This window comes from Cellulomonas sp. NTE-D12, from assembly GCF_027923705.1.
Classification (GTDB): domain Bacteria; phylum Actinomycetota; class Actinomycetes; order Actinomycetales; family Cellulomonadaceae; genus Cellulomonas.
Window position 1 is genome coordinate 3547151 of the sequence record NZ_AP026442.1, and the last position, 25578, is coordinate 3572728.

A 25578-nucleotide genomic window follows, 5' to 3' on the forward strand; every position below is an offset into this window, starting at 1 on the left:
GTGCGGTCGAACAGGTCAGGCGGGGCGCGTCAGCCGGCGTACTTCGCCAGCAGCGGGTCGATCTGCGCGGCGGCCTGGTCGAGGGCGTCCTGCACGCTGACGTCGCCCTGCAGCGCCTTCTGGATCTGCGCCTTGAGGATGTCGTCGATCTTCGGCCAGGCCGGGGTCGGCGTCCGCGGCCGGGCGGTGGCCAGCTGCGTGACGAACGGGCCGTAGTAGGCGTTGATGCTGGTCAGCTGGTCGCCGAGGTTGGACAGCACCGGCATCTGACCGACCTTGGCCATCGCCAGCTGCGCGTCCTGCGACAGCAGGTAGCGCAGGAACTCCGCAGCCGCGTCCTTGTTCTTCGAGGACTTGGTCAGCACCACCGACTCGCCGCCGACCACGGAGATGCTGCCGCCGTCACCGGACGGCACCGGTGCCGCCTTGAGCTGGAACTGCGGGTACTGCGAGGCGAAGATCGGGTACATCCACGGGCCGTCGAGGATCGTGGCGTACTTGCCGGTCGCCAGGCCGTCGGACGTGGCGGTGCCGCCCGTGCCGCCCAGGATGATGTCCGGGATCGCCTTCTGCTTGTACAGGTCCACCAGCAGCTGCACACCCGCGACGGACGCCGCCGAGTTCAGGTAACCGGTCGCCTTGGTCACCTCGTCGTCGGTGACGGCGCCGCCGGCGCTCCAGATCCAGGGCAGCACGTTCCAGCCGGACGTGCTGTTGTCGGCGAAGGTCGAGACGCCGGCCGCGGTCAGCTTGGGGGCGTCGGCGCGCAGGTCGGCGAACGTCGCCGGCGGCGTGGTGATGCCCGCCTTCGCCAGGGCGTCGGAGTTGTAGAGCAGCACGCGCGTGTTCGTGTCGAGCGGCAGGCCGTAGTAGTGGCCCTTCCACGCATTGGTGGCCAGCGCGCCCTTGTAGACCTGGGCGGAGTAGGTGCTGAAGTCCGGCATCTGCTGGTCGAGCGGCACCAGCACGCCGAGGTCAGCCAGCTCGGGGACCCACATGATGTCGGAGCGCACCAGGTCGGGCAGCGTGTCGCCGGCGACGGCCGTCACCAGCTTCTGGTGCAGCTGGTCGTAGGGCACCGCCACGTCGGTCACCTTCACGCCGGGGTGCAGCTGCTCGAACTTGGGGATGATCACCGTCTCGAGCGTCTTCACCTCCTGCGAGTCCGCCGAGTAGGCGTGCCAGAAGGTGACCGTGCCGGAGATGGTGGCGCCTGCGGACGCGATGGGCGTCTGGGCGGCGCCCGCACCACCGCCCGAGCTGCAGGCGGTGAGGGTCAGGGCGAGGGCCGCTGCCGCACCGATGGCGGTCAGGGCGGTCCTTCGGGCGGTGCTGAACATCGTCGGCCTCCGGTGTTGGGACGTCATCGTCTCGCCACGCCTGCGGCGAACCCTGCCCCCGCCGGACCTGTCCGGCAACGGTCATCCGTGGCGTGTTTTCTTCGTGCCAACACAAAGTGGCAGACAGCCAGACATCCGTCAAGCCAGGTGAAGTCACGTTCCGATCACGGGGTGGTGGCCGAGGATCGTTCCGCTGCGGCATAATCTGGCCACGTCGTCACGCCGTCCCGTCGTCCGACGTCGAACCAGGAGAGCGCCGATGCCCGCCACACCGTCGCGGTGGACGCAGCTGTCCGTGTCCGAGCGCCGGGTCGCCCTCGAGGTGCTGGTGCACGGCCCGCTGGCCCGTACCGAGCTGGCGCAGCGGCTCGAGCTGTCCACCCCGAGCCTGACGCGCCTGACCAAGCCGCTGGTCGACACCGGCGTGCTGCACGAGGTCGACGACCCGACGGACCCCGCCGCCCGCAACGGCGGCCGCCCGCTGCAGCCGCTGGACGTCGACCCCGGCCTCGACCACTTCGTCGGCATCAAGCTCACCGGCACGCGGGCGTTCGCGGCGCTCACCGACCTGCGGGCGGACATCGTGCACGCCGCCGACCTGCCGGTGGAGGACCACCGGCCCGAGGCGGTGGTCGAGCTGCTCGCCCGGCTGGTCGCGCAGGTCAGCGAGGGGCGGCCGGATGCGTGCGTCTGCGCCGTCGGAGTCGGGCTGGGCGGCATCGTGCGCGAGGACGTGCGGGTGGGGCGGGCGCCGTTCCTCGGCTGGCGCGACGTGGACCTCGGGGTGCTGCTGCGCGAGCGGCTCGGTCTCCCGGTGGTGCTGGCCAACGACCTCGACGCACTGATGGAGGCCGAGCACTGGTTCGGTGCCGGGCGTGACGTCAGCGACTTCGTCGCTCTGACCATCGGCGCCGCGGTCGGCTGCGGCCTGGTGGTCCACGACCGGCTGGTGCACGGCCGCGACTCCGGCCTGGGCTTGCTGGGCCACTTCCCGCTCGACCCGCTCGGGCCCGCGTGCCCCGACGGTCACCGCGGCTGCGCCAACGCGCTGCTGTCCATGGACGCGATCCAGACGCAGGCGGCGCTCGCGTCCGGCCGGGCGCTGACGTACGACGAGGTGCTCGACCTGGCCGTCGCCGCCGACCCGATCGCTGACCAGATCGTCGGCAACGCCGCGCGCGCCTTCGGCGTCCTGATCGCGGACGTGGTGAACATCGCCCAGCCGCAGCGCGTGGTGCTGACCGGTGAGGGGATCCGGCTCGCCGAGGTGGGCTGGGACCGGCTGGTCGCCAGCATCCGCGAGCACCGCAACCCGGAGGCGAGCGACGTCGACCTGCTCCTGGTCAAGGACGACCCGACCCTGTGGGCCCGGGGCGCGGCCGCCGTCGCCATCCAGCGCACCGTGCTGGCCACCCTGCCCTGACCGCGCCGTCCGCACCCTCGTCGTCCGCACCTCCCTCGATCTCGACGCCGCCCGGACCCCTGCTGTTCACCGACGTCAGCCTGGGGAGGACGCCTCACCCCTTCGCGCTGTACGCCTGGTGTACGTACGCCAGGCGTACGACGTGAAATGGCACCCCCTTCCCCGCCGCGGCGCGCCGGGCGGGCTCCCGAGGGAGACGCCCGCCGAGACACCTGCGTGATCGCGCGCACGGCGACCGGCGCTCCCGTGGCCGCGCGGCGCCCGTGCGCCGGGGGTTCGATGGCGGGGTGGTCAGCACCGAGTGGTGGCGCAACGCCACCGTGTACCAGGTCTACCCGCTGAGCTTCATGGACTCCGACGGGGACGGCACGGGGGACCTGCGCGGCATCGTGCAGCGGCTCGACCACCTCGCCGGCAGGCCGGACAGCCTGGGTGTCGACGCGATCTGGCTGTCCCCGATCTACCGGTCGCCGATGGTGGACTTCGGCTACGACGTCGCCGACCACTGCGACGTCGACCCGCGGTTCGGCACGCTCGCGGACGCCGAGCACCTGGTCGAGGAGGCGCACCGGCGCGGGTTGCGCGTGCTGCTGGACTACGTGCCGAACCACACGTCGGACCAGCACCCCTGGTTCGAGCAGGCGCGCAGCTCCCGCGACGACCCCTACCGGGACTTCTACGTCTGGCGGGACCCGGCTCCGGACGGTGGCCCGCCGACCAACTGGCTGTCCGCCTTCGCACGAGTCGGCCCCGCGTGGACCCTCGACCCGACCACCGGTCAGTACTACCTGCACTCGTACACCGCCGAGCAGCCGGACCTCGACTGGCGCAACCCCGCCGTGCGGGAGGCGATGCACCAGGTGCTCCGGTTCTGGCTGGACCGGGGGGTGGACGGCTTCCGCATCGACGCCCCGCACCGGCTCGGCAAGGACGCCATGCTGCGGGACAACCCGTCGGACGTCGCCCACCTGCGGATCGCGACGCAGCTGGACGACCGGCAGCACCGCAGCATGGGCGACCCCTATGTGCACGACGTGCTGCGCGGCATCCGGGCGGTGGCCGACGAGTACCCCGGGACCGTGCTGGTCGGCGAGGTCGGCGTGCACCACCCCGGGCGGCGGCTGGCGTACCACGGCAGCGGTGACGAGCTGCCGCTGGTGTTCGACTTCGGGTTCTGGAGCAACCCGTGGAGCGCGGACGCGTTCCGTGCGGGCGGCGAGCAGATGGCGGACGTGCTGGCGGTGGGCGGCTGGCCGACGCATGCGCTGTCGAACCACGACATCCCCCGGCACGCCACCCGGTACGCGCTGCGGCACCAGGACCCGTCGCAGCCGGACCCCCGCACCCGCGTCGCCGCGGTGATGCTCGCCACGCTGCCGGGCGCCACGTTCCTGTACTACGGCGAGGAGATCGGCATGACGGACGTGCCGGTTCCGGCCGAGCTCGCCACCGACCCCAACGGCCGCGACCCCCTGCGCACGCCGATGCAGTGGGACCTGACCGCTCCCGGTGCGGGCTTCACGACGGGCGTGCCGTGGCGGCCGGTGCCGCGGGGCGGCGTCGACGTGGCGACCCAGACGGGCGACCCCGGCTCGCTGCTGAGCCTGTACCGAGACCTGCTGCGGCTGCGTCGGACGCATCCGTGCCTGGTCGGCGGGGACTACGCGGCGCTCGACGCCGGTCCGGACGTGTACGCCTACCGCCGGTCGGTCGAGGACGCGACGCTCGTCGTCCTGCTCGGCTTCGCCGACGCGCCCCGGCACGTGACCCTCGCCGGACCGGGCGCCGGCCGGGTGCTGATCGCCAGCCACGGGCCGACGCCCGGCACGCCGGTCGACCTGGCCGCCCTGGACCTCGACGCGAACCAGGCGCTGGTGGTGGAGCTCGACGAGTCCTAGGCGGCCGCGTGCGGGTCGAGGCGGTTCAGGGTGGCCACCACCTGGTCGTAGTCGCCGCGGGCCTCGCCGTACCGGAGGAACTTCACGTTCTCCACCTGGATCTCGTGCGCGTCGGGGTTCGCCTCGACCAGCGCCATCACCTCGTCGACGAAGTCGTCCAGCGGCATGGCGAACTCGCTGCTCTCCTGGCCCGGCATCAGCTCGGTGCGCACCGCCGGCGGCTCCAGCTCCATCACCTGCACCGACGTGTCGGCCAGCTGCAGCCGCAGGCTCTCGCTGAGCAGGTGGATCGCAGCCTTGGTCGCGTTGTAGCTGGGCGTCACGCGCAGCGGGGCGAAGGCAAGGCCGGAGGACACCGTCATGATCGTGGCGTCCGGACGCGAGGCGAGGTGCTCGACGAAGGCGGCGATCAGCCGGATGGGGCCGAGCAGGTTGGTGGTGACGGTCGCCTCGGCGCTGGCGAGGAACCCGGACGGGGTGTGCCAGTCCTCGACCCGCATGATCCCGGCCATGGTGATCAGCACGTTGAGGTCCGGGTGCCGCGCGAGCACCTGCGCCGCGGCCGCGGTGATGCTCGCCGGGTCGGTGGTGTCGATCGCGACGGTGTCGAGGCCGGGGTGCTCGGCGGCGATGGCCGCGAGCCGGTCGGTGCGACGGCCGCCGACGACGACGGTGTTGCCGCGGGCCTGGAGCCGGAGCGCCAGCGCCAGACCGATGCCGCTGGTCGCGCCGGGGATGAAGACGGTGTTTCCGCTGATCTGCATGCCGTCGAGTCTTCGTCGGCCGTCGCGGATGCTCCAGGGCAGGCTCGTCCAGGGACCGCGGATCCCTGGTTCGCGACCGGCTCGTGGCGCACCATGACGCGGTGGACCGTCCTGCCCTCGCCGACTTCCTGCGCCGTCACCGCGAACAGCTGCAGCCGCAGGACGTCGGGCTGCCGGCGGGCCCCCGCCGTCGCGCCCCGGGCCTGCGCCGCGAGGAGGTCGCCCAGCTGGCGACCATGTCCACCGACTACTACACCCGCCTCGAGCAGCACCGCGGACCGCAGCCCAGCACCCAGATGCTGGCCGCGCTGGCCCGTGCGCTGCGCCTGACGGACGACGAGCGGGACTACCTGTACCGGGTCGCCGGCCACGCCGCGCCCGACCGGGACGCCGGCTCCGACCACGTGTCGCCCGGCATGCTGCGCGTGCTCGACCGCCTGACGGACTCACCGGCCCAGGTGCTCACGCCCCTGAACGAGACGCTGGTGCAGAACGACCTGGCGCGGGCGCTGTTCGGCGACCAGACGTCGTTCACCGGCCTGGAGCGCAGCGGCATCTACAGGTGGTTCGCGCACCCGGACGACCGGGGCCTGTACCCGCCCGGGGCGCACGAGCGGCAGAGCCGGTCGATGGTGGCGTCCCTGCGAGTCGCCCACGGGATGGCGTCGACCCGGGAGCGCGCCGACCGGCTGGTGCGCGAGCTGACCCGGATCAGCCCCGAGTTCACCGCCGTCTGGGCGCGGCACGAGGTCGGCCGGCGGTTCGAGGCCCACAAGGTGCTGCTGCACCCGGAGGTCGGAGCGATCGAGGTCGACTGCCAGGTGCTGTTCACGGAGGACGGCTCGCAGACCCTGCTGGTGCTGACCGCGGCGCCACGCAGCGAGGCGGAGGGCCGGTTGCGCCTGCTGTCCGTGCTGGGCACGCAGGCGTTCACGGCGGGCCCGCCGGTGGGTACGGCGTAGACGCGACTGGGGCCCGTACCGCGCTCCTGTCAGGATGACCCCCGGGAAGCCCGACTCGAACCGAACGGATGTCACCTGATGGGTCTGCTCGACGGCAAGAAGATCCTGGTCACCGGCGTGCTGACGCAGGGCTCGATCGCGTTCCACGTGGCACGCCTCGCGCAGGAGCAGGGTGCCGACGTGGTGCTCACCTCGTTCGGCCGGCAGTACAAGCTCACCGAGGTGATGGCCCGGCGGCTGCCCGTCGAGGCTCCGGTGGTGCAGCTCGACGTCACGTCGGACGAGGACCTGGCGGCGCTCGAGGGGCGGCTGCGCGAGCACACCGACCACCTGGACGGCGTCGTGCACTCGATCGGGTTCGCGCCGCAGTCGGTGCTCGGCGGCAACTTCCTCACCGGTCAGTGGGACGACGTCGCCACCGCGCTGCACGTCTCGGCCTACTCGCTCAAGGCGCTGGCGGTGGCGAGCCTGCCGCTGCTCGGCACCGGCGGCTCGATCGTCGGGCTGACGTTCGACGCGCAGTTCGCGTGGCCGGTCTACGACTGGATGGGCGTGGCCAAGGCCGCGTTCGAGTCGACCTCCCGCTACCTGGCCCGCGACCTCGGCCCGCGCGGCATCCGGTGCAACCTCGTCTCCGCCGGTCCGGTGCGGACGACGGCCGCCAAGTCGATCCAGGGCTTCGAGACGATCGAGGGCCGCTGGTCCGACCGCGCGCCGCTCGGCTGGGACATGACCGACCCGGTGCCGACCGCCCAGGCGGTCGCCGCGCTGCTGTCCGACTGGTTCCCGGCGACGACGGGCGAGATCGTGCACGTCGACGGCGGCGTGCACGCGATGGGCCAGTGACCGACCGTCGCCAGTGACGCCGTCGCGAGAGCGACGAGGCCGACACCGTTCGTGAGACCGCCGGTCTCAGGACGAAGGTCACGCGCCATCGTTGCGACCCTCAACCTACGGTGACGTAACTTACGCCACCGTAACCTGCGGAGAGGGTCCTCGTGACCGCCCAAGCCGATGTGCCCGTCTCCGCCGCCCTTCCGGGGCGACCCCCGCAGGCGTCAACCGTGGGACCACTGCAGGGGCGACCCCTGCCGAGGGTGATCCAGGGCGGGATGGGCGTCGCGGTGTCCTCGTGGCAGATCGCCTCGTCCGTCGCCCGCGCCGGTCAGCTCGGCGTGGTCTCGGGCACGGCACTGGACCTGGTGCTGGCCCGGCGGCTGCAGGACGGGGACCCCGACGGTTCCGCACGCCGCGCACTCGCGGCCTTCCCCGTCCGCGCGGTGGCCGACCGCGTGCTGGCCCGGTACTTCCTGGCCGGCGGTCGCCTCCCCGGCACCCCGTACTCCCCGGTGCCTCGGCTGGCGGTGCGGCAGAGCCGGCCGGCGCAGGAGCTGGGCATCCTCGGCAGCTTCGTCGAGGTGTGGCTGGCCAAGGAGGGGCACGACGGGCTCGTCGGCATCAACCTGCTCGAGAAGATCCAGATGGCCACGCCCACCGCGGTGTACGGCGCGATGCTCGCCGGTGTCGACCACGTGCTGATGGGCGCCGGCATCCCGCGGGACATCCCGCACCTGCTGGACGAGCTGGCCGCGCACCATGCCGTCGACCTGCCGGTGGAGGTCTCGGGTGCCGCGGGCGGAGGGCACGCCGTGCACCTCGACCCGCACGCCCTGCTCGGCGCGGAGCTGCCGGCGGTTCGTCGTCCGGCGTTCCTGGCGATCGTCTCGGCGCACGCCCTGGCGTCGTACCTGGCCAAGGACGCGCACATCCGGCCCGACGGCTTCGTGGTCGAGGGGCCGCTCGCCGGTGGCCACAACGCGCCGCCGCGGGGTCAGCTGGTGCTCGACGAGGACGGTCAGCCGGTGTTCGGCCCGCGGGACCAGGCGGACGTGGCGAAGGTGGCCGCCGTCGGGCTGCCGTTCTGGCTGGCCGGCTCGCAGGGGACGCCGGAGGCCCTGGCCGCCGCACTGGCCGCCGGTGCCGCCGGCGTGCAGGTCGGCACCGTCTTCGCCCTGTGCGAAGAGACCGGACTGACCACAGCCCTGCGCGACGACCTGCTGACCCGCCTGCGCGCCGGCACCCTCACCGTCCGCACCGACCCCCTCGCCTCGCCGACCGGCTTCCCGTTCAAGGTGGCGCAGCTGCCGGGCACCCTCTCGGACCCGCCGGTGGTCGCGGCCCGCGAGCGCTTGTGCGACCTCGGCTACCTCCGCACGCCGTACCTGCGGGACAACGGCGCGGTGGGCTACCGCTGCAAGGCCGAGCCGGTGCACGTGTACGTCCGCAAGGGCGGCGCGGCGGAGGACACCGTCGGGCGCACCTGCCTGTGCAACGCGCTGACCGCGGACATCGGCCTGGGCCAGACCCGTGCCGACGGCTACCAGGAGCCTGCGCTGGTCACCCTCGGGTCCGACCTCGACGGTGCCGCCCGTCTGGCCGCCGACCACCCCGGCACGTGGACCGCCCGGCAGGCCCTCGACTGGATCCTCGGCGCGGCCTGAGCCGGACGCGTCCGACGCTCACCACCCCACGCACCGCTCCCGGCCGACCATTCCCGCAGGCCCCGCCGACCATCCCTGCGCACGGCGTACGCTTCCCATAGTTGTCCCGACAATCTTGGAGCCGACCGTCATGCCGTTCCCCGTGCAGCTCGAGCGCTCCGCCGTCCTGACGGGCGGTGCACCGGCGCCCGCCCCGCTGCTGCTCCTGCTGCACGGCTTCGGCTCCGACGAGCGCGACCTCCCCGGGCTCACCGCCCACCTGCCGGCGCGCCTCGGCTGGGCGTCCCTGCCCGGACCGTTCCCGGCGTCCCCCTACCCGGGCGCACCGGGCCGCGCCTGGTTCCCGATCACCACCCCCGGCAGCCCCGACCCCGCCCCTGTGCACGCCGCCACGGCCACGATCCTCGAGTGGCTGGACCAGACGGTGCCGGCGGACCGCCCGGTGGTGCCGCTCGGCTTCTCGCAGGGCGGCCTGATGGTGACGCAGCTGCTGCGGGCCCGTCCCGAGCGGTTCGCCGCCGGCGTGGTGCTGTCCGGCTTCGTCCTGGCCGGCGAGCAGCCGCACGACGACGAGCTCACGGCCGTGCCGGTGTTCTGGGGACGTGGCGACGCCGACGGGGTGATCGCCGCGGACGCCGTCGACCGCACCGACGCCTGGCTGCCGGCGCACACCAAGGCCACCGTGCGGGTGTACCCCGGCCTGCCGCACTCGGTCAGCGCCGCCGAGCTCGCCGACGTCGCCACCTTCCTCGAAGCGGCCCTCACCGCCTGACCTCGGCTCGCCCCGCCAAGCCCCCGACCTCCTTCTTCGCGTTGTACGCCCGGTGTACGTACACCAGGCGTACAGCCGTCAGCTGCATCCCGTTCTCCCCGGGTCACGAGCACGCTCGCGCGTGCGACGACCACGCACGGCGACGAGACGACGGTCTCGAGGAGCGCTGTCCCCCGGGGCGGTAGCTGCCTGGACCCGAGCCGCCACTCCTCGTGCGCCCTCTCGCGCTGTAGACCTGTCACCGCACCCCCGACGGTGGGCGGTGGACGACGGCGGAGGGATGTCATGGACGCGTCGATCGAGGACGTCGACCTGCTGGTGGTCGGCGGCGGCAAGGCCGGCAAGTCGTTGGCGATGGACCGGGCCAAGGCCGGTTGGTCCGTGGTGATGGTCGAGCGGGACAAGATCGGCGGCACCTGCATCAACGTCGCCTGCATCCCCACCAAGTCGCTGGTCGGCTCGGCCCGCACGCTGCTGTCGGCGCGGCACGCGGCGGCGATGGGGATCGTGGTCGACGGCACCCCGCGGGTGGACCTGCCCCTGCTGCGGGCGCACGAGGAGGGCGTGGTGGGGGGCATGGTGGACGCCCACGTGCACCTTTTCCACGACTCCGGGATGGACTTCGTGCTCGGCACGGCGCGGTTCGTCGGCGAGCGCACGGTGGAGATCAGCACCCGGCAGGGTGACGTCCGGCGGGTGCGCGGCCGCGACGTGGTGGTCAACACCGGCACCACGCCGGCGCTGCCGGACGTCCCGGGGCTCGCGGGGGCCAGCCCGTGGACGTCGGAGACGATCCTCCAGCTCACCTCGATCCCGAGCCGGCTCGTCGTCCTGGGCGGCGGGTACATCGGGTGCGAGTTCGCCTCGATGTTCGCGATCTTCGGCTCCACGGTGACGCTGCTGCAGGGTCCGGACCGGCTGCTGCCCCGCGAGGACCCGGACGTGTCCGACGAGGTCGCAACAGTGCTCCGGGCGCAGGGCGTGGACGTGCGGCTGGGCGTCCGGGCCGTGTCGGTGCGCCGCGAGTCGGTCGACGCCGGCCTGTGGCACGACGAGGCGTGGCACGCGGGCCAGGGTCACGACGAGGTGGTCGTCACCCTGTCCGACGGCTCGCACGTCCGCGGCGCGCAGCTGCTCGTCGCCACCGGACGCGCCCCCGTCACCGCCGACCTCGGCCTGGACGCCGCCGGTGTGCGGCTGACCGAGCGGGGGTTCGTCGAGGTGGACGACCACCTGCGGACCAGCGCGGACCACGTCTGGGCCGCCGGCGACGTGGCCGGCACGCCGCAGTTCACGCACGCCTCCTGGAACGACTTCCGCATCCTGCGCACCCTGCTGACCGGCGGCGACGCCACCACGGCCGGCCGGCTGATCCCCTACTCGGTGTTCATCACCCCCGAGCTGGGCCGCGTCGGCCTGACCGAGACCGAGGCGCGCGCCCAGGGGTACGAGGTACGGGTGGCGCGGATCCCCGTCGCGGCGATCCCGCGCGCCAAGACGCTGCACGAGACGGTCGGCACCTGGAAGGCGGTGGTCGACGCGCACACGGACCAGATCCTCGGCGTGTCCCTACTGGGCGGGAACGCAGGTGAGGTCATCGCCGCGGTGCAGGTGGCGATGCTGGCGCACCTGCCCTACCAGCAGCTGCGGGACGCGGTGCTGACCCACCCGACCATGACGGAGGGGCTCAACCTGCTGCTCGACGCGCTGGGCTGACCGGCCGGGCTGACGCCGAACGTACCGTCAGCCGGTCGCCGCCGGGGCCAGCGAGACCGCGAGGATCCGGTCGTCACCCGGGTGCGGGGTGCCGCGGCCGTCGGTGTTGTCGGTGAGGATCCACAGCTGGCCGTCCGGCGCACGCACCACGTCGCGGATGCGCCCGTACCGGCCCTGGTACAGCGGCGTCGACCGGCCCAGGTCGGCCACCGGCACCGCGCGCAGCACCGTGCCGCGCAGGTTGGCGACGAACACCGTGCCGTCCACCACCGCGAGGCCGGACGGGCTGGCCTCGTCCGTCGGCCACGTCTGCACCGGGTCCACGAAGCCGCGAGCGGTGCCGCCCGTGCCCTCGACCAGCGGCCAGCCGTAGTCCTTGCCCGGCACGATCGCGTTGAGCTCGTCCCAGGTGTCCTGCCCCAGCTCGCTGGCGACCATCCGCCCGTCGGCGGTCCAGCCGATGCCCTGCACGTTGCGGTGCCCGTAGCTGTAGACGGGTGAGCCCGGGAACGGGTTGTCGGCCGGGACGCCGCCGTCAGGAGTGATCCGCAGGATCTTGCCGCCGAGGAAGCTCAGGTCCTGGGCCCGGGATCGCTGGCCGGTCTCGCCGACGCCGACGTAGAGCATCCCGTCGGGACCGAACGCCAGCCGCCCACCGTTGTGGATCTGGCCGGACGGCAGCCGGTCGATCAGGGTCGTCGACGGGCCGAGCCCGTACGAGCCCGGGGCGCCGGTGAGCGTGCACCGCTGCACCCGGTTGCCGTCCGCGCCGGTGGAGTAGGCGTACAGCCGGTGCTGGCCGTCGACCGCCAGGCCGAGCAGCCCGCCCTCTCCACCGTGCTTCACCCCCGGCACGGTGCCGACCACCCGCATCCCGCCGGCGCCGGTCAGCTCGACCACCTGGCCGGTGTCCCGCTCGCTGACCAGGGCGGTCGTCCCGACGAACACGATGGACCACGGCGACCTCAGCCCGGTGACCACGTCGACCGGGTCGCCGGTCGGGAGCAGGGCCGGCGGCGCGGTGGGCGTCGATGCGGGCGCTGCCGCGGTCGTCGCAGCGGCACTGGTCGTCGGCGCGGCGCCGGTCGTCGGCGCGGGCGCCGCCGTGGCCGTCGGTGCCGACGTCACGTCGGGTTCCGTGGTCACGCCCGGCGTGCAGGCACCCACCAGCAGCACCGCGCCGACGGCCAGCAACGCACCCGCTCGGCTCCCGCGCATCGCTGCCCCCTGACGAACCCTCGGCCCTGCGACGACCTCTCGGCCCCGGATCGACGATGCGCCGTCGACCTCGAGCGCGCCAGAGGTCGGTGTTGACACCGGCGGTACTCGGTGTCACTGTATACCGGTACCTAGGGCTACTGGATACCAGCGACACCGAGTAGAGGGGGTGAGGCGATGAAGGGCCTGACGGAGCTGCTCAAGGGAGCGCTCGAAGGGTGCGTGCTCGAGCTGATCGGGCGCGAGGAGACGTACGGCTACGAGATCACGCGGAAGCTCAACGTGCTGGGTTTCGACGACGTGGTCGAGGGGACCGTCTACACGATCCTGCTGCGGCTGGAGAAGAACGGTCTGGTCGTCGTCACCAAGAAGCCGTCCGAGGTGGGACCGCCGCGCAAGTTCTACGCGCTCAACGATTCGGGGCGCGCCGAGCTGGCGGACTTCTGGGCACGGTGGGATTTCGTCACGTCGAAGATCGACCAGCTGAAGGGGCACAGCGATGTTTGAGTGGATCACCGTCGCGTACTGGCGCGACGTCTCGCGGCAGAAGCGCGAGTACAAGGCGATGCAGGCCCGGATCAACGCGATGCCGGACGACTACCGGTTCGTGTACCGGCGCATCGAGAAGTACCTGTGGCACCACGCAGGCGGCGACGGGATGGACATGCTCACCGTCCTGACCGACCTCGCCGAGCTGTTCGAGTCCGGCGTCGCCAACGGGCAGAAGGTGCTCGAGCTGACCGGCCAGGACGTCGCCGCGTTCGCCGACGAGCTGCTCGCCAACGCTCACACCTACACGGGCGACTGGCACGAGCAGCTGAACAAGGACGTCCGCCGGCACCTGGGCGGAGGCGAGGGACGATGAGCGCCGCAGCGATCGAGATCCGCGGGCTGCGCAAGTCCTTCGGGACGACGACCGTGCTCGACGGCGTCGACCTGACCGTGCAGCAGGGGCACATCGTTGCGCTGCTGGGCTCCAACGGTGCCGGCAAGACGACCACCGTGAACATCTGCGCCACGCTGCTGAAGCCGGACGCCGGCGAGGTGCGGGTCGCCGGTCACGACGTGGTGCACGCCGGTGACCAGGTGCGTCGCAGCATCTCGCTGACCGGCCAGTTCGCCGCGGTCGACGGGATGCTGACCGGCCGGGAGAACCTGGTGCTGATCGCCCGTCTGCGGGACCAGAAGGACCCGGCCGGCATCGCACGGCGGCTGCTCGAGCGGTTCGGGCTGACCGACGCCGCCGACCGGCGCGCGGACACCTACTCCGGCGGCATGACCCGCCGGCTGGACATCGCGATGAGCCTGGTCGGCAACCCGTCGGTGATCTTCCTCGACGAGCCAACCACGGGGCTCGACCCCGAGGGCCGGCTCGAGGTGTGGGCGACCGTGAAGGAGCTGGCTGCTGCCGGCGCCACCGTGCTGCTCACCACGCAGTACCTCGACGAGGCCGAGCAGCTGGCGGACCGGATCGCCATCCTGCACGGCGGCCGGATCATCGCCGACGGCACCCTCGCGGAGCTCAAGGCGCTGTTCCCGCCCGCCCAGGTCGAGTACGTCGAGAAGCAGCCGAGCCTGGAGGAGATCTTCCTCGCCATCATCGGAAAGAAGGAGGCGGCCTGATGAGCGCGCTTTCCCACACCACGGCACTGACCGGTCGTTCGATGAAGCACATCCTGCGCAGCCCGGACACGATCATCACGGTGGCGGTCACCCCGATCGCCATGATGCTGCTGTTCGTGTACGTGCTCGGCGGCGCCATCTCGGCAGGTGGCGGTCACTACGTGAACTACCTGCTGCCGGGAATCCTGCTGATCGCGGTGGCCAGCGGCGTCTCCTACACCGCGTTCCGCATCTTCACCGACACCCAGAAGGGCATCTTCGCCCGCTTCCACTCGATGCCGATCGGCCGGTCCGCAGCATTGTGGGCGCACGTGGTGACATCTGTGGTCTCGAACTTCATCTCGTTGGCGCTGATCGTCGGCGTCGCCCTGCTGATGGGCTTCCGGTCGAGCGCCGGGGTCACGGCGTGGCTCGGTGTGGTGGGCATCCTGGCGCTGTTCACCCTGGCGCTGACCTGGCTGGCCGTGATCCCCGGGCTCACCGCCAAGTCCATCGACGGGGCGAGCGCCTTCGCCTACCCGCTGATCTTCCTGCCGTTCATCAGCTCGGCCTTCGTGCCGACCGCCACCATGCCGGGACCGGTCCGGTGGTTCGCGCAGAACCAGCCGGTGACGTCCATCGTCGAGTCGCTGCGGCACCTGATGGAGGGCCAGCCGGTGGGCGGCGCGATCTGGACGGCGCTCGCCTGGTGCGTCGGCCTGGCCGTGGTCGCGTACGTCTTCGCGATGCGGCTGTACCGGAAGACGGCGTAGCGGGGATCAGCCCCACAGGGACCGCAGCCGTGCTGCGGTCCCTGGTCCGTGGGCGGCAAGGGGACTGCGCCACGCAGGCGACTGCACCGCTCATCCGGCTGCACCGCTCATCCGGCTGCACTGCTCCATCCGGCTGCGAGTCTCGCCCGACCGAGTGCCCGCACCAACGACCCTGGCCCCCTTCCCGCGCCGGACGTGCAGGAGAGCCGATGTGTTCTCGGGCTGTACGCCTGGCGTACGTACGCGAGGCGTACAGCGCCGCAAGATATGTCGGCTCCGCTGGCTCCGGGCGGCGCGCGCCGGCTGCTCACCAGCGCGGCGCGCGCTCCGTGCCGAGCTCTGTATCGCGGAGCCGGCTCGCGGCGTCGAGCTCGATGACGGTGTCCAGGTCGAGGCGGTGCAGGAACGGGTGGTCGTGGCTGACCACCAGCACCGCGCCGCGGTAGGCGCGCAGCGCCTCGACCAGCTGGTCGACGCTGGTCAGGTCGAGGTTGTTGGTCGGCTCGTCGAGCACCAGCAGCTGTGGGGGCGGGTCCGCGAGCAGCAGCCGCGCGAGCGCCACCCGGAACCGCTCACCGCCGGACAGGACGGAGACCGGGCGGTCGACGGCGTCGCCGCGCAGCAGCAGGCGCGCGAGACGGTTGCGCAGCTCGCCCGTCGGCACGCTCGGCACAGCGGCGCGGACGGCGTCGAGGGCGGAGCCGTCGTCGTCCAGACCGTCCAGACGCTGCGGCAGGTAGCCGACCCGGTCCGTCAGCAGCGCGCCTGTGGGGCGCGGGCCATCGGCGCCGTGGACCAGTCGCTCGAGCAGCGTCGTCTTGCCGACGCCGTTGGGACCGATCAGCGCCACACGCTCCGGGCCCTGGATCACCACGGTCCGGTCGGTGCCGACCAGCTCCGCCAGGCGGCGGCTGCGCGGCACGTCGGGATCGGGCAGGTCCAGGCGGATGTGCTCCGTCTCGCGCACCCGCGCCGCGGCCTCGTCCGCCGCGGCCTGCGCTGACGCGATGCGCGCCTCGAACCCCGTCCGCGTCTTGCCGGCCGTCACCTGTGCCGCCCGCTTGCGACCCCCGAGCAGGATCTTCGGCATCCCGCCGTTGTCCCGGTCCGCACGTCCGGCCCGGTCGCGGCGGGAGATCGCGGTCTCGGCCGCCGCGCGCTCACGTCTCTCGACCCGCACCGCCTGCTCCGCAGTCCGCACCGCCTGCTCGGCGGCGGCCTGCTCCGCCTCGAGGTGCTCGCGCCAGGCGCTGAACGGGCCGCCGAACACCGTGAGCCGGCTGGCGTGGAGCTCCGCCGTCTGGTCCATCCGCTCCAGCAGCTCCACGTCGTGACTGACCACCACCAGCGTGCCGGGCCAGCGGTCGACCACGGCAGCGAGCGCCGCGCGGGACGGGCGGTCGAGGTTGTTGGTCGGCTCGTCGAGCAGCGTGATCGGTGTGCAGGCCAGGCGCAGACCGGTGATCGCGACGAGCATCGCCTCCCCGCCGGACAGCTGCCCGACCCGTCTGTCCAGGTCGGCGGCGGTGAGGCCGATCTCGCGGAGCGCGTCGGCAGCGCGGGTCTCGACGTCCCAGTCGTCGCCGACCGCCTCGAAGTGCCGCTCGTCCACGTCGCCGGACTCGATGGCGCGCAGCGCCGCGAGCGTGTGGGCGATGCCGAGCAGCTGCGCGACCGTCGTGCCGCTGGTCAGCGTGAGGGTCTGCGGGAGGTAGCCGACGTCGCCGGTGGTGGTGATGCGTCCCGACGTCGGCGCGAGACGGCCGGCAATCAGGCGCAGCAGCGTGGACTTGCCGGCGCCGTTGTCGCCGACCAGCCCCGTGCGGCCGGTGCCGAGGGTTCCGGTGAGGCCCGCAAGCGCCGTCGCACCGTCCGGCCACTCGAGGGTGACGTCGCGCAGGTTGATGGCGGGCGCGGGAGTGCTGGGGGATGACGGCATCGGGTGCTCCGTAGGTCGACGGGGGTCGTCGCGCCGCCGGCAGCGGTGCGCTGCGGCTGGCTGGTGGACGACCGGGGCGCCGTCGAGGCGACGGCTGCGGTCAGTCGACGTGGATGAGCACGGCAGCAGGGTGCCGTGGCGGCGCCGCGGGCGTCGAACGCATTTCCCGGAGCGCCTGGGCCCGGGGCCTAGACATGCAAGCGGACACTTGCCTATTGTCGAGCCGTGGGTGACGTGTTCAAGGCGCTGGCGGACTCGACGCGGCGCACCATCCTCGACGAGCTCGCCGAGCACGACGGGCAGTCGCTCTTCGAGATCTGTTCGCGGCTGACGATGCACCACCAGAACACGTCCACCCGCCAGGCCGTCTCGCAGCACCTGGCCGTGCTGGAGGAGGCCGGCCTGGTCCGGTCCCACCGCGAGGGGCGGACCAAGATCCACCACCTCGACACGTCGCCGCTGCGCTCGATCGTCGAGCGCTGGCCCCTGCCGGCCGACCCACCCGCACCCGAGCACGCACCCGAGCCCCGACCCGAGGAGGAGCAGCCATGCCCCGCATCACCCTGACCAGCGTGCTGGTCGACGACCAGGCGAAGGCCCTGGCCTTCTACACCGACGTGCTCGGCTTCGTCGTGAAGAACGACGTGCCGCTCGGTGAGCACCGGTGGCTCACGGTGGTCGGCCCGGGCGAGCCGGACGGCGTCGAGCTGCTGCTCGAGCCAGACGAGCACCCGGCCGCGCGCGTGTTCAAGGACGCCCTTGTGGCCGACGGGATCCCGTTCACGTCGTTCGCGGTGGACGACGTGCACGCGACCTATGAGCAGCTCGCCGCCCGTGGCGTCCGGTTCACCCAGCCGCCCGCCTCGATGGGCCCGGTGGTCACCGCCGTCCTCGACGACACGTGCGGCAACCTGATCCAGCTCACCAGCCCGGCGTGAGCGGAGCGGCCCTGACACCGCACACCACCGAGCACGGTGAGCATTCATCCCGTCAGGCATCTTGGGCCCGGGATACTCCCGACGATTCGGATGTTGCGACTGCTTCGAATATTGCGGTTAGATCTGAGTCATGGGTACCGCGTTGTCGAAGAGCCCCACCCCTGACGCCGAGGACTCGGCCGCTGCACGCGAGGCGCTCCGCGCCGTGAAGGAGTTCCTCGCCACCAGCGAGGCCCGACAGGTCGCCCTCCGGGTCGACGACACCGACGCGGTCGTCGTGCCGCGTGAGGTGGCTGAGGTGCTCGCCCGCGTCCTCGCGCACATGGCCGCCGGCGAGGGGGTCACGGTGCTGCCGGCCCACGCTGAGCTGACCACGCAGCAGGCCGCGGACCTGCTGAATGTCTCGCGGCCCTACCTCATCAAGCTGCTCGACAACGAGGCGATCGCGTACCGGACGGTCGGCACGCATCGTCGGGTCCCGCTCGACGCACTGCTGGCCTACAAGCGCGATGACGAGCAGAAGCGACGCAAGGCGGCCGACGAGCTGTCTGCGATCTCCCAGGAACTCGGGCTGGTCTGAGCCGTGGCCTTCGTCGTCCTCTACGACGCCTGCGTGCTGTACCCCAACACCGTCCGCGACCTGCTCATTCGGATCCATCAGGCCGGCCTGGTGCAGGCGAAGTGGACGGACAAGATCCTCGACGAGACCTTTGCCGCGTTGCGACGCAACCGCCCTGACATCAGCGACGATCAGCTGAAGCGCCTGCGACGGCTCATGGTGAAGGCTGTCCCGGACTGCCTGGTCTGCAACTACGAGCCTCTGGTCGAGGGTCTCGAGCTGCCAGACCCGGCGGACCGGCATGTGCTCGCGGCCGCGATCCGCGCACGCGCTCAAGTGATCGTCACCAACAACCTGCGCGACTTCCCGGCGTTGTACCTCGCTTCCTGGGACATCGACGCGAAGACGGCCGACGAGTTCGTGCTCGACCAGATCTCGCTCGACAAGCAGACTGTCTACGGCGCGATCGTCCGGATTGCCGACTCGCGCTCGAACCCTCCCGAGAACGTGGACGACGTCCTTGCCCACCTCGAACGGAGCGGGTTGGTCGAGTCGGTCGCGGCGCTGGCATAGCCCTTGGAGGGCTACGCCTCCGCTCCTACGTCGTCGACTCCGAAGTGGCTCATCAGGCGGTCGAGCGTGAACTCCTGGCGAAGCTTGCAGGCACTGTTCTGATTGGCGAACATGCCCTTCTCCCAGTACGCCCGTTCGGCGGGCGATGCGCGCAGCCAGCGGACGGGCACCACGTACTCGGCGTTGTCGTCGGTGATGGGTTCGCCAGGCTCGACGTGCCGATAGGGCCCCTGGAGCGTCTGATCAGCGAGCGGCACCCACCGCCCCTCGACCTCCACCTGGGCCTCATCGAACCGACGTGCCTCTGCCGTGGTCACACCCACAGCGACGTAGCCGCGCTTCGGCACATGCACCCACACCCGCGCTCCGACGGGAAGCGATCGGAGGGTGCGCGAGTACCACGGGTCTCCACCAGCGGACACGAATCCGTACCGGCGACCGTCCTCCCACGCTCGTCCTTGCCCGTCGCCGAACGAGACGAACCAGTCGCGCCCGTTCCAGTCCGCGCGCTTGCCGGCCTTACCCGTGCCCGACGGTGAGCCCGGCACCTCCTCCGACGAAGCCAGCCACGACCTTGCGAGGTATCGGCGGCCCTCGTCTTCGAGGTGAGCGAAGAACACGGCGTTGATCGGCACTCCGAACTCGCGCAGGTACGTCACGATCCGCTCCGACGACGCATCCAGCTCGCTCGCCACGATCGTCAGCTGAAGCTCCTGGTTCAGCTCGTCCGGCGGCGACGCGTCGAAGACGCCCGAGAAGGCAACCTCGAACGGCTCGGGAAGGTACGCGTTCGCTATGGCGATCACCTCGTCGCGATCAAGGTGCGACACCCAGGAGCCGTAGTCGAGCGCCTGCGCCACGACCTCCCTGGGGGTCTTGTCCCTCTTGAGCTCCAGGACCTGAAGGTTCCCGTCCTGGTCCATGGCGAGGAGGTCGATGTACTTGCCGTACGGCGTGCGCACCTGCTGCCCGATGACCAGGAGTCGCTCACCCAGCAGCGACGGGTCGCGCTTGAGGAACTCCTCGAGCATCGCCTCGGTCGGCAGGCTGCTCGACGCCAGACGTCGCGGCGTCTCGCCGTCGATCCGCCACAGACCCATCTCCACCGGCATGTCCCTACCCCGATCGCCGAATTCCCTAGAGGGTCACTACGCCACGTGCTTCGACTCAAGTCGCCTGCGCCTTAAGCCTGACGCCCGCACCGAAGCGCACCACTCGTCTGGATGGTTTCTCACTTCCCAGCCGGACTTGCCGCTGCGCCGGCTTCAGTCGGTGCGCATTGCCTCCGAGGTACCTGGTGAGACGACGGCTACCGACGGGTCCGCAGGCCCGTGGCAGACTCGCGTCTCGGCGGCATTGGCAAAGGGGGCCACGCACGTGGATGTGTTCTCGATCAGGGATGACCTGATCCGGGATTACCGATCCTTTACGTCCGGAAGCGTCCCGGTTCGGGACCGCCGCGTCAGCGAGCACGTCGCGACGCTGCTGGACGAGGGCGCCCAGTGGCCGGACCCTTGGCTGAGCCTGAACCCGGCTTTCGCAACGGGTGGATCGATCACCGACCTGGTGCGCGATGGACTGCTTCATCCCGAGGCAGAGCGGATCTTCCGGGTCAAGGAGCACCACAACGACCCTGGCCAGCGAGCCCTGATGCTGTACCGGCATCAGCGCGAGGCGATCGAGACGGCACGATCCGGCAAGTCCTACGTGCTGACCACCGGCACGGGCTCTGGGAAGTCCCTCGCCTACATCGTGCCGATCGTCGACAGCGTTCTGCGGGAACGGGATCTGTCCGCCGAGCGCGCTCCGGGGGTCAAGGCGATCGTCGTCTACCCCATGAACGCTCTTGCCAACTCCCAGACCCTCGAGCTGCAGAAGTACCTGCAGTTCGGGTATCCCGAGGGCGGCGAGCCGGTGACGTTCGCCCGGTACACCGGTCAAGAGTCGGACGAGCGCCGGCGGGAGATCCTCGCGAACCCGCCGGACATCCTGCTGACGAACTACGTCATGCTCGAGCTGGTCCTGACGCGACCGGACGAGCGGAGTCATCTCATCCGAGCGGCGCGAGACCTTCGGTTCCTCGTGCTCGATGAGCTTCACACCTACCGGGGCCGCCAAGGCGCCGACGTCGCCATGCTCGTTCGCCGGCTGCGGGACGCGTGCGCCTCGCACGACCTGCAGGTGATCGGTACCTCCGCGACGATGGCGTCCGGACCCAGCGTTCCGGACCAGCAGCAGGCGGTCGCCGACGTCGCCAGCAGGCTGTTCGGGACCGAGGTCACGCCCGGACGCGTTATCGGTGAGACGCTCACGCGAGCGAGCGCGGGCCGCGACGATGACCCGGCGACGCTCCGAGCGGCTGTCGAGGACCGCGCCACGATCTCGTCGCTCGACTACGGGGCCCTGGCCGCACACCCGTTGTCGGTCTGGGTGGAGACGACGTTCGGCCTGGACGTCGACCCCGCGTCTGGTCGAACCGTTCGCCGTCAACCGACCACCGTCGCAGCAGCAGCCGAGGCGCTCGCGTCCCTCGCCGGATGCGACGAGGAGAGTGCCGCCCAGGCGATCCGCGCGACTCTGCTCACGGGGTCGGCGAGACGCGACCCCGCCACCAACCGCCCCCTCTTCGCCTTCCGCCTGCATCAGTTCCTCTCGAAGGGCGACACCGTCTACGTGTCGCTCGAGGACGAGGCCCACCGGCACATCACCAGCACCTACCAGCTGCGGGTGCCCGGAGACGCCTCGAAGTCACTCCTGCCCCTGGGCTTCTGCCGCGAGTGCGGTCAGGAGTACCTCGTCGTGGCGCGCACCGGGGGACCGACGCCGACGTTCGTCCCGCGGCAGGACGCCGATGCCTCCGGCGGCGACGCGGTGAACGGCTACCTCTACGTCTCATCGGACCTGCCGTGGCCGTCGGACCCGGCGCTGGTCAGCACGCGGATCCCTGACCACTGGCTCGCGGCGGCGCCCGACGGGCACCTCGAGGTCGTGGCCACCAAGCAGAAGTACCTGCCCACCGAGGTGTGGGTGACACCCGACGGTCGGGAGGCGGCCCGCGGGGAGGGCCTGCGCGCCTGGTTCGTGTCCACGCCCTTCACGTTCTGCATGCGGTGCCGCGTCTCCTATGAGCAGGTGCGCGGCAACGACTACGCCAAGCTCGCGACGCTCGACCGGGAGGGCCGGTCCTCGGCCGTCACGGTGGTCAGTGCGAGCGTCGTGCGAGCGCTGAAGCAGCTGCCGACATCCGACATCCCACCCGAGGCCCGCAAGCTGCTGACGTTCGTCGACAACCGGCAGGACGCATCGCTGCAGGCCGGTCACTTCAACGACTTCGTCCAGGTCACGCAGCTGCGGGGTGCGCTCTTCCGCGCGACGACCGAGCATCCCGGCGGCCTCACCCACGAGGTTGTCGCCCAGTACGTCGCCGACGCCCTTGGGCTCGGGCTGGGCGATTATGCCGCGAACCCGGGCGCCAAGTTCTCCGCGAAGGACAACGCGGAGAAGGCGCTGCGGTCTGTCATCGAGTACCGCATCTACGCCGATCTGCAGCGTGGCTGGCGCATCACCATGCCGAACCTCGAGCAGACGGGCCTGCTGCACGTCGACTACCTCGATCTGCCGGAGATCGCGGCGGACCAGAGCATTTGGGACTTCACGGTCGCCCCGCTTCGCGACGCACCACCGCCGCTGCGCGCGGAGCTTGCCCGGATCCTGCTCGACGAGATGCGCCGGGTGCTCGCGATCGACGTGGACTGCCTCACCACCACGGGGTACGAGCAGCTTCAGCGCATCTCGCGGCAGCACCTCGACGGGCCTTGGGCCCTCGCGGAGGGCGAGCAGATGGTCGCGACGGGCACCGTGTACCCGCGCACGGCGAAGCCCCGCAAGGGCTGGGGCGACCTGTTCGTGTCGGGCCGGTCGGCATATGGCCGATACCTCCGCCGCGACTCGGCGCTGGGATCGACTCTCACGACTGACGACGCCCAGGCGGTCATCGAGGCTCTCTTCCGGGTGCTGTGCGAGCAGGGCGGCCTGCTGAGCCAGACGTCGGTCGACGACGGGGTGCCTGGCTACCGGCTCAAGGCCTCGGCGATCCGCTGGCGCGCCGGCGATGGCGCCAAGGGTGCCGAGGACCCGCTGCGCAAGGCCACCGACAGCGAAGCGACGATCCGCGTGAACCCGTTCTTCCGCGATCTCTATCGGGAGACCGCACTGGGGCTTCGCGGCCTGCAGGCGCGGGAGCACACGGCGCAGGTGCCGAGCGAGGTCCGCGCCGAACGAGAGGACGAGTTCCGAAAGGGGTCTCTCCCGCTGCTCTTCTGCTCCCCGACCATGGAACTCGGCGTCGACATCTCAAGCCTGAACGCCGTGGGGTTGCGGAACGTCCCTCCCACGCCTGCGAACTACGCGCAGCGCTCGGGTCGAGCGGGCCGCAGCGGCCAGCCGGCTCTGGTGGTCACGTACTGCGCGACGGGCAACGCGCACGACACCTACTACTTCCGGCACTCCCGGGAGATGGTGGCCGGATCCGTCGCGGCGCCACGCCTCGACCTGACGAACGAGGACCTGATCAGGTCGCACGTGCACGCCATCTGGCTGGCCGAGACCGGGCAGTCGCTGCGCTCACGGATCACCGACATCGTCGACGCCGCCGGTGAGCACCCGAGCCTCACGGTCCTGCCGGAGGTCTGGCGTGCTCTGACGGAGCCCGAGGTCGCGATGCGAGCGACGCACCGGGCTGAGTCGGTGCTCGCCGAGCTGCGTCACACGTGGGTGACATCCGACGAGTCGGTCCCGTGGTGGTACGAGGGCTGGGTCGCCGACCAGGTGCAGCGCGCCGCGGTGAGTCTCGACACCGCTCTCGAGCGGTGGCGGTCTCTGTACCGTGCCGCACTGGCGGAGTACCACGAGCAGAACAAGCTGGCGGTGGCACCTCACGCGCCACGTGGTGAGAAGGACGCAGCGGGGCGTCGCGCGTGGGAGGCGAAGAACCAGCTCGCCCTGCTCCGGAACGAGGACTCCGAGAAGGGCCAGACCGACTTCTACACCTACCGGTACCTCGCATCGGAGGGCTTCCTCCCCGGCTACTCGTTCCCCCGCCTGCCGCTGGCGGCGTACATCCCCGGTGGGCGCGGGCGCGGCGACGGCGACTACCTGCAGCGTCCCCGCTTCCTGGCCATCAGCGAGTTCGGGCCCGGTGCGCTGATCTACCACGAGGGTGCCCGGTACGAGGTCGACCGGATCCAGGTGCCGCAAGCGTCGACGCCGGGCGGGTCCACGCAGACGGAAGAGGCACGGCGGTGCACCGCGTGCGGCTACCACCATGCCGTCGCCGTCGGCACCGACGTGTGCGACTCGTGCGGCGCGAAGCTCGGCACCAAGACGTACGGCTTGCTCCGACTGCAGACGGTGTTCACGCGGCGGCGTGAGCGGATCAGCAGCGACGAGGAGGAGCGGCGCCGCGCCGGTTTCGAGCTCGAGGCGAGCTACCGGTTCCAGGATCACGGCGAGCGGCCGGGTCGGGTCGACGCAGTGGCAACCTCGAACGCGAAGGACGTGCTCGAGCTCGCCTACGGCGACAGTGCGACGATCCGGGTCGCCAACGTGGGGCGCCGCCGGCGCAAGGAGCCGGACGTCCGTGGTTACCTGCTCGACACCCTCAAGGGTCGGTGGGCCACCAAGAAGGACGCGGGTGACCTCACGCCGGACGCGGAGGACCTCGCCGACTTCGAGGACGTGAAGAACCACGTGCTGCGGGTGATCCCCTACGTCGAGGACCGCCGCAACATCCTCGTCCTCAGGCTCCCGCACCAGGTCGACCAGGCGACTGCGACGACGCTCCGCTATGCCCTGGAGCGCGGAGCGGAGGCCGCCTTCCAGCTCGAGGACTCGGAGCTGGAGAGCCAGTCCCTTCCTGATCAGGACGGGCACGGCCGCATGCTGCTGATGGAGGCCGCTGAGGGTGGTGCCGGAGCCCTCCGCAGACTCGTGTCCGAACCGGCCGCGCTCGCCATCGTCGCCAGGCGCGCGCTCGAGATCATTCATGTCGACCCGGACACGGGCGAGGATCTCGGCGGCCCCGCCACCACGTCGGGGCGACCGTCGGAACGGTGCGAGCTCGCCTGCTACGACTGCCTGCTCTCGTACAACAACCAGCACGAGCACTCGCTGATCGACCGCCACAAGGTGACGGATCTGCTGATCCAGCTGCGCGACTCTGCGGTCCGCGCCGGCGCGGGTGGCCGCTCACGCGCGGATCAGCGCAGCGTCCTCGACGCGCTGGCGGACTCGAGCCTCGAACGGCGGTTCGTCACCTGGCTCGACGATCACGCGTACCGCCTGCCGGACCGCGCACAGGTTCTGGTCCCGGAGGCGACTGCACGGCCGGACCTCGTCTTCGACCTCCCGTCGGGTCCGGTGGCGCTGTTCGTCGACGGCCCGGTACACGACCACGACTCGCAGCGAGAGCGCGACGCGGCCGCACAGGAGCGGCTCGAGGACGCCGGATGGATGGTCGTGCGCGTCCGGCATGACGACGCATGGACGGCCGTGGTGGCGCAGTACCCGTCGATCTTCGGGACGCCGAAGTCGTGAACAACG

General features: G+C 71.4%; 21 protein-coding genes. 16 read left to right on the forward strand and 5 right to left on the reverse strand.

Translation table 11 applies throughout. From position 1 onward, the window contains the following. Positions 1–29 precede the first annotated feature (29 nt). On the reverse strand, positions 30–1340 hold the full coding sequence (locus QMF98_RS16390) for an extracellular solute-binding protein (RefSeq protein WP_337973976.1): 1311 nt from the start codon (positions 1338–1340) through the stop codon (positions 30–32). A 259-nt stretch (positions 1341–1599) separates the two neighbouring features. Between QMF98_RS16390 and QMF98_RS16395 the strand changes: the two genes are divergently transcribed. Together QMF98_RS16395 and QMF98_RS16400 are read left to right on the forward strand one after the other, a co-directional pair. Beyond that, the gene (locus QMF98_RS16395) at positions 1600–2763 is read left to right on the forward strand and encodes an ROK family transcriptional regulator (RefSeq protein WP_337973977.1); all 1164 of its coding nucleotides are present in this window, start codon (positions 1600–1602) and stop codon (positions 2761–2763) included. A gap of 287 nt (positions 2764–3050) precedes the next feature. Then, the gene (locus QMF98_RS16400; protein WP_337973978.1) at positions 3051–4661 is read left to right on the forward strand and encodes an alpha-amylase family glycosyl hydrolase; all 1611 of its coding nucleotides are present in this window, start codon (positions 3051–3053) and stop codon (positions 4659–4661) included. Here QMF98_RS16400 and QMF98_RS16405 read toward each other — a convergent pair. Then, positions 4658–5425, reverse strand: coding sequence for an SDR family oxidoreductase (locus tag QMF98_RS16405; RefSeq protein WP_337973979.1), 768 nt, complete (start codon positions 5423–5425; stop codon positions 4658–4660). The two genes, QMF98_RS16400 and QMF98_RS16405, sit on opposite strands and share 4 nt — an antisense overlap. Positions 5426–5526: 101 nt before the next feature. Here QMF98_RS16405 and QMF98_RS16410 point away from each other — a divergent pair, with 101 nt between their 5' ends. From QMF98_RS16410 to QMF98_RS16430, 5 genes are all read left to right on the forward strand, one after another. Continuing rightward, positions 5527–6387: a helix-turn-helix transcriptional regulator gene (locus QMF98_RS16410; protein WP_337973980.1), complete on the forward strand. Its 861-nt coding sequence runs from the start codon at positions 5527–5529 to the stop codon at positions 6385–6387. Positions 6388–6465: 78 nt separating this feature from the next. Beyond that, entirely contained in the window at positions 6466–7233 is a 768-nt protein-coding gene (gene fabI, locus QMF98_RS16415) for an enoyl-ACP reductase FabI (RefSeq protein ID WP_337973981.1), read from the forward strand. Positions 7234–7451: 218 nt separating this feature from the next. After that, complete coding sequence (locus QMF98_RS16420) at positions 7452–8888, forward strand: nitronate monooxygenase (protein WP_348773380.1); 1437 nt, start codon at positions 7452–7454, stop codon at positions 8886–8888. A 130-nt stretch (positions 8889–9018) separates the two neighbouring features. Then, positions 9019–9660, forward strand: a complete 642-nt coding sequence (locus QMF98_RS16425; RefSeq protein WP_337973982.1) for an alpha/beta hydrolase — start codon at positions 9019–9021, stop codon at positions 9658–9660. A gap of 285 nt (positions 9661–9945) precedes the next feature. Further along, the gene (locus QMF98_RS16430) at positions 9946–11376 is read left to right on the forward strand and encodes a dihydrolipoyl dehydrogenase family protein (protein WP_337973983.1); all 1431 of its coding nucleotides are present in this window, start codon (positions 9946–9948) and stop codon (positions 11374–11376) included. A gap of 27 nt (positions 11377–11403) precedes the next feature. Here QMF98_RS16430 and QMF98_RS16435 read toward each other — a convergent pair whose 3' ends face one another. Then, complete coding sequence (locus tag QMF98_RS16435; protein WP_337973984.1) at positions 11404–12594, reverse strand: PQQ-dependent sugar dehydrogenase; 1191 nt, start codon at positions 12592–12594, stop codon at positions 11404–11406. A gap of 177 nt (positions 12595–12771) precedes the next feature. Here QMF98_RS16435 and QMF98_RS16440 point away from each other — a divergent pair, with 177 nt between their 5' ends. The 4 genes from QMF98_RS16440 to QMF98_RS16455 are packed head-to-tail and all read left to right on the forward strand — an operon-like array spanning position 12772 to position 14969. Next, positions 12772–13101 carry a PadR family transcriptional regulator gene (locus QMF98_RS16440; protein ID WP_337973985.1) on the forward strand — a complete coding sequence of 110 codons (330 nt, stop codon included), beginning with the start codon at positions 12772–12774 and terminating at the stop codon, positions 13099–13101. After that, positions 13094–13459, forward strand: a complete 366-nt coding sequence (locus QMF98_RS16445) for a DUF1048 domain-containing protein (protein ID WP_337973986.1) — start codon at positions 13094–13096, stop codon at positions 13457–13459. The genes QMF98_RS16440 and QMF98_RS16445 overlap by 8 nt, the downstream gene beginning before the upstream one ends. Next, complete coding sequence (locus tag QMF98_RS16450) at positions 13456–14217, forward strand: ABC transporter ATP-binding protein (protein WP_337973987.1); 762 nt, start codon at positions 13456–13458, stop codon at positions 14215–14217. The genes QMF98_RS16445 and QMF98_RS16450 overlap by 4 nt, the downstream gene beginning before the upstream one ends. Next, a complete protein-coding gene (locus tag QMF98_RS16455; RefSeq protein WP_337973988.1) occupies positions 14217–14969 on the forward strand; it encodes an ABC transporter permease in 753 nt (250 codons plus the stop codon). The genes QMF98_RS16450 and QMF98_RS16455 overlap by 1 nt, the downstream gene beginning before the upstream one ends. A 307-nt stretch (positions 14970–15276) precedes the next feature. On the opposite strand, the gene QMF98_RS16460 is transcribed toward QMF98_RS16455, so the two are convergent. Then, the gene (locus QMF98_RS16460; protein ID WP_337973989.1) at positions 15277–16908 is read right to left on the reverse strand and encodes an ATP-binding cassette domain-containing protein; all 1632 of its coding nucleotides are present in this window, start codon (positions 16906–16908) and stop codon (positions 15277–15279) included. Between the two features lie 225 nt (positions 16909–17133). On the opposite strand from QMF98_RS16460, the gene QMF98_RS16465 reads away from it, so the two are divergent. The 4 genes from QMF98_RS16465 (at position 17134) to QMF98_RS16480 (ending at position 18978) form a co-directional block, all read left to right on the forward strand. Next, positions 17134–17475, forward strand: coding sequence for an ArsR/SmtB family transcription factor (locus QMF98_RS16465; RefSeq protein ID WP_337973990.1), 342 nt, complete (start codon positions 17134–17136; stop codon positions 17473–17475). Next, complete coding sequence (locus QMF98_RS16470) at positions 17457–17846, forward strand: VOC family protein (protein ID WP_337973991.1); 390 nt, start codon at positions 17457–17459, stop codon at positions 17844–17846. The genes QMF98_RS16465 and QMF98_RS16470 overlap by 19 nt, the downstream gene beginning before the upstream one ends. 130 nt (positions 17847–17976) lie before the next feature. Next, a complete protein-coding gene (locus QMF98_RS16475) occupies positions 17977–18426 on the forward strand; it encodes an excisionase family DNA-binding protein (RefSeq protein WP_337973992.1) in 450 nt (149 codons plus the stop codon). Positions 18427–18429: 3 nt separating this feature from the next. Further along, positions 18430–18978 (forward strand): PIN domain-containing protein, encoded by a 549-nt coding sequence (locus QMF98_RS16480; RefSeq protein ID WP_337973993.1) that lies wholly within the window; start codon positions 18430–18432, stop codon positions 18976–18978. 11 nt (positions 18979–18989) lie between these two features. Here QMF98_RS16480 and QMF98_RS16485 read toward each other — a convergent pair whose 3' ends face one another. Continuing rightward, positions 18990–20009, reverse strand: a complete 1020-nt coding sequence (locus QMF98_RS16485; protein ID WP_348773381.1) for a DUF8606 domain-containing protein — start codon at positions 20007–20009, stop codon at positions 18990–18992. A gap of 346 nt (positions 20010–20355) precedes the next feature. On the opposite strand from QMF98_RS16485, the gene QMF98_RS16490 reads away from it, so the two are divergent. Beyond that, positions 20356–25572 carry a DEAD/DEAH box helicase gene (locus QMF98_RS16490; protein ID WP_337973995.1) on the forward strand — a complete coding sequence of 1739 codons (5217 nt, stop codon included), beginning with the start codon at positions 20356–20358 and terminating at the stop codon, positions 25570–25572. The last annotated feature ends 6 nt before the right edge of the window (positions 25573–25578 follow it).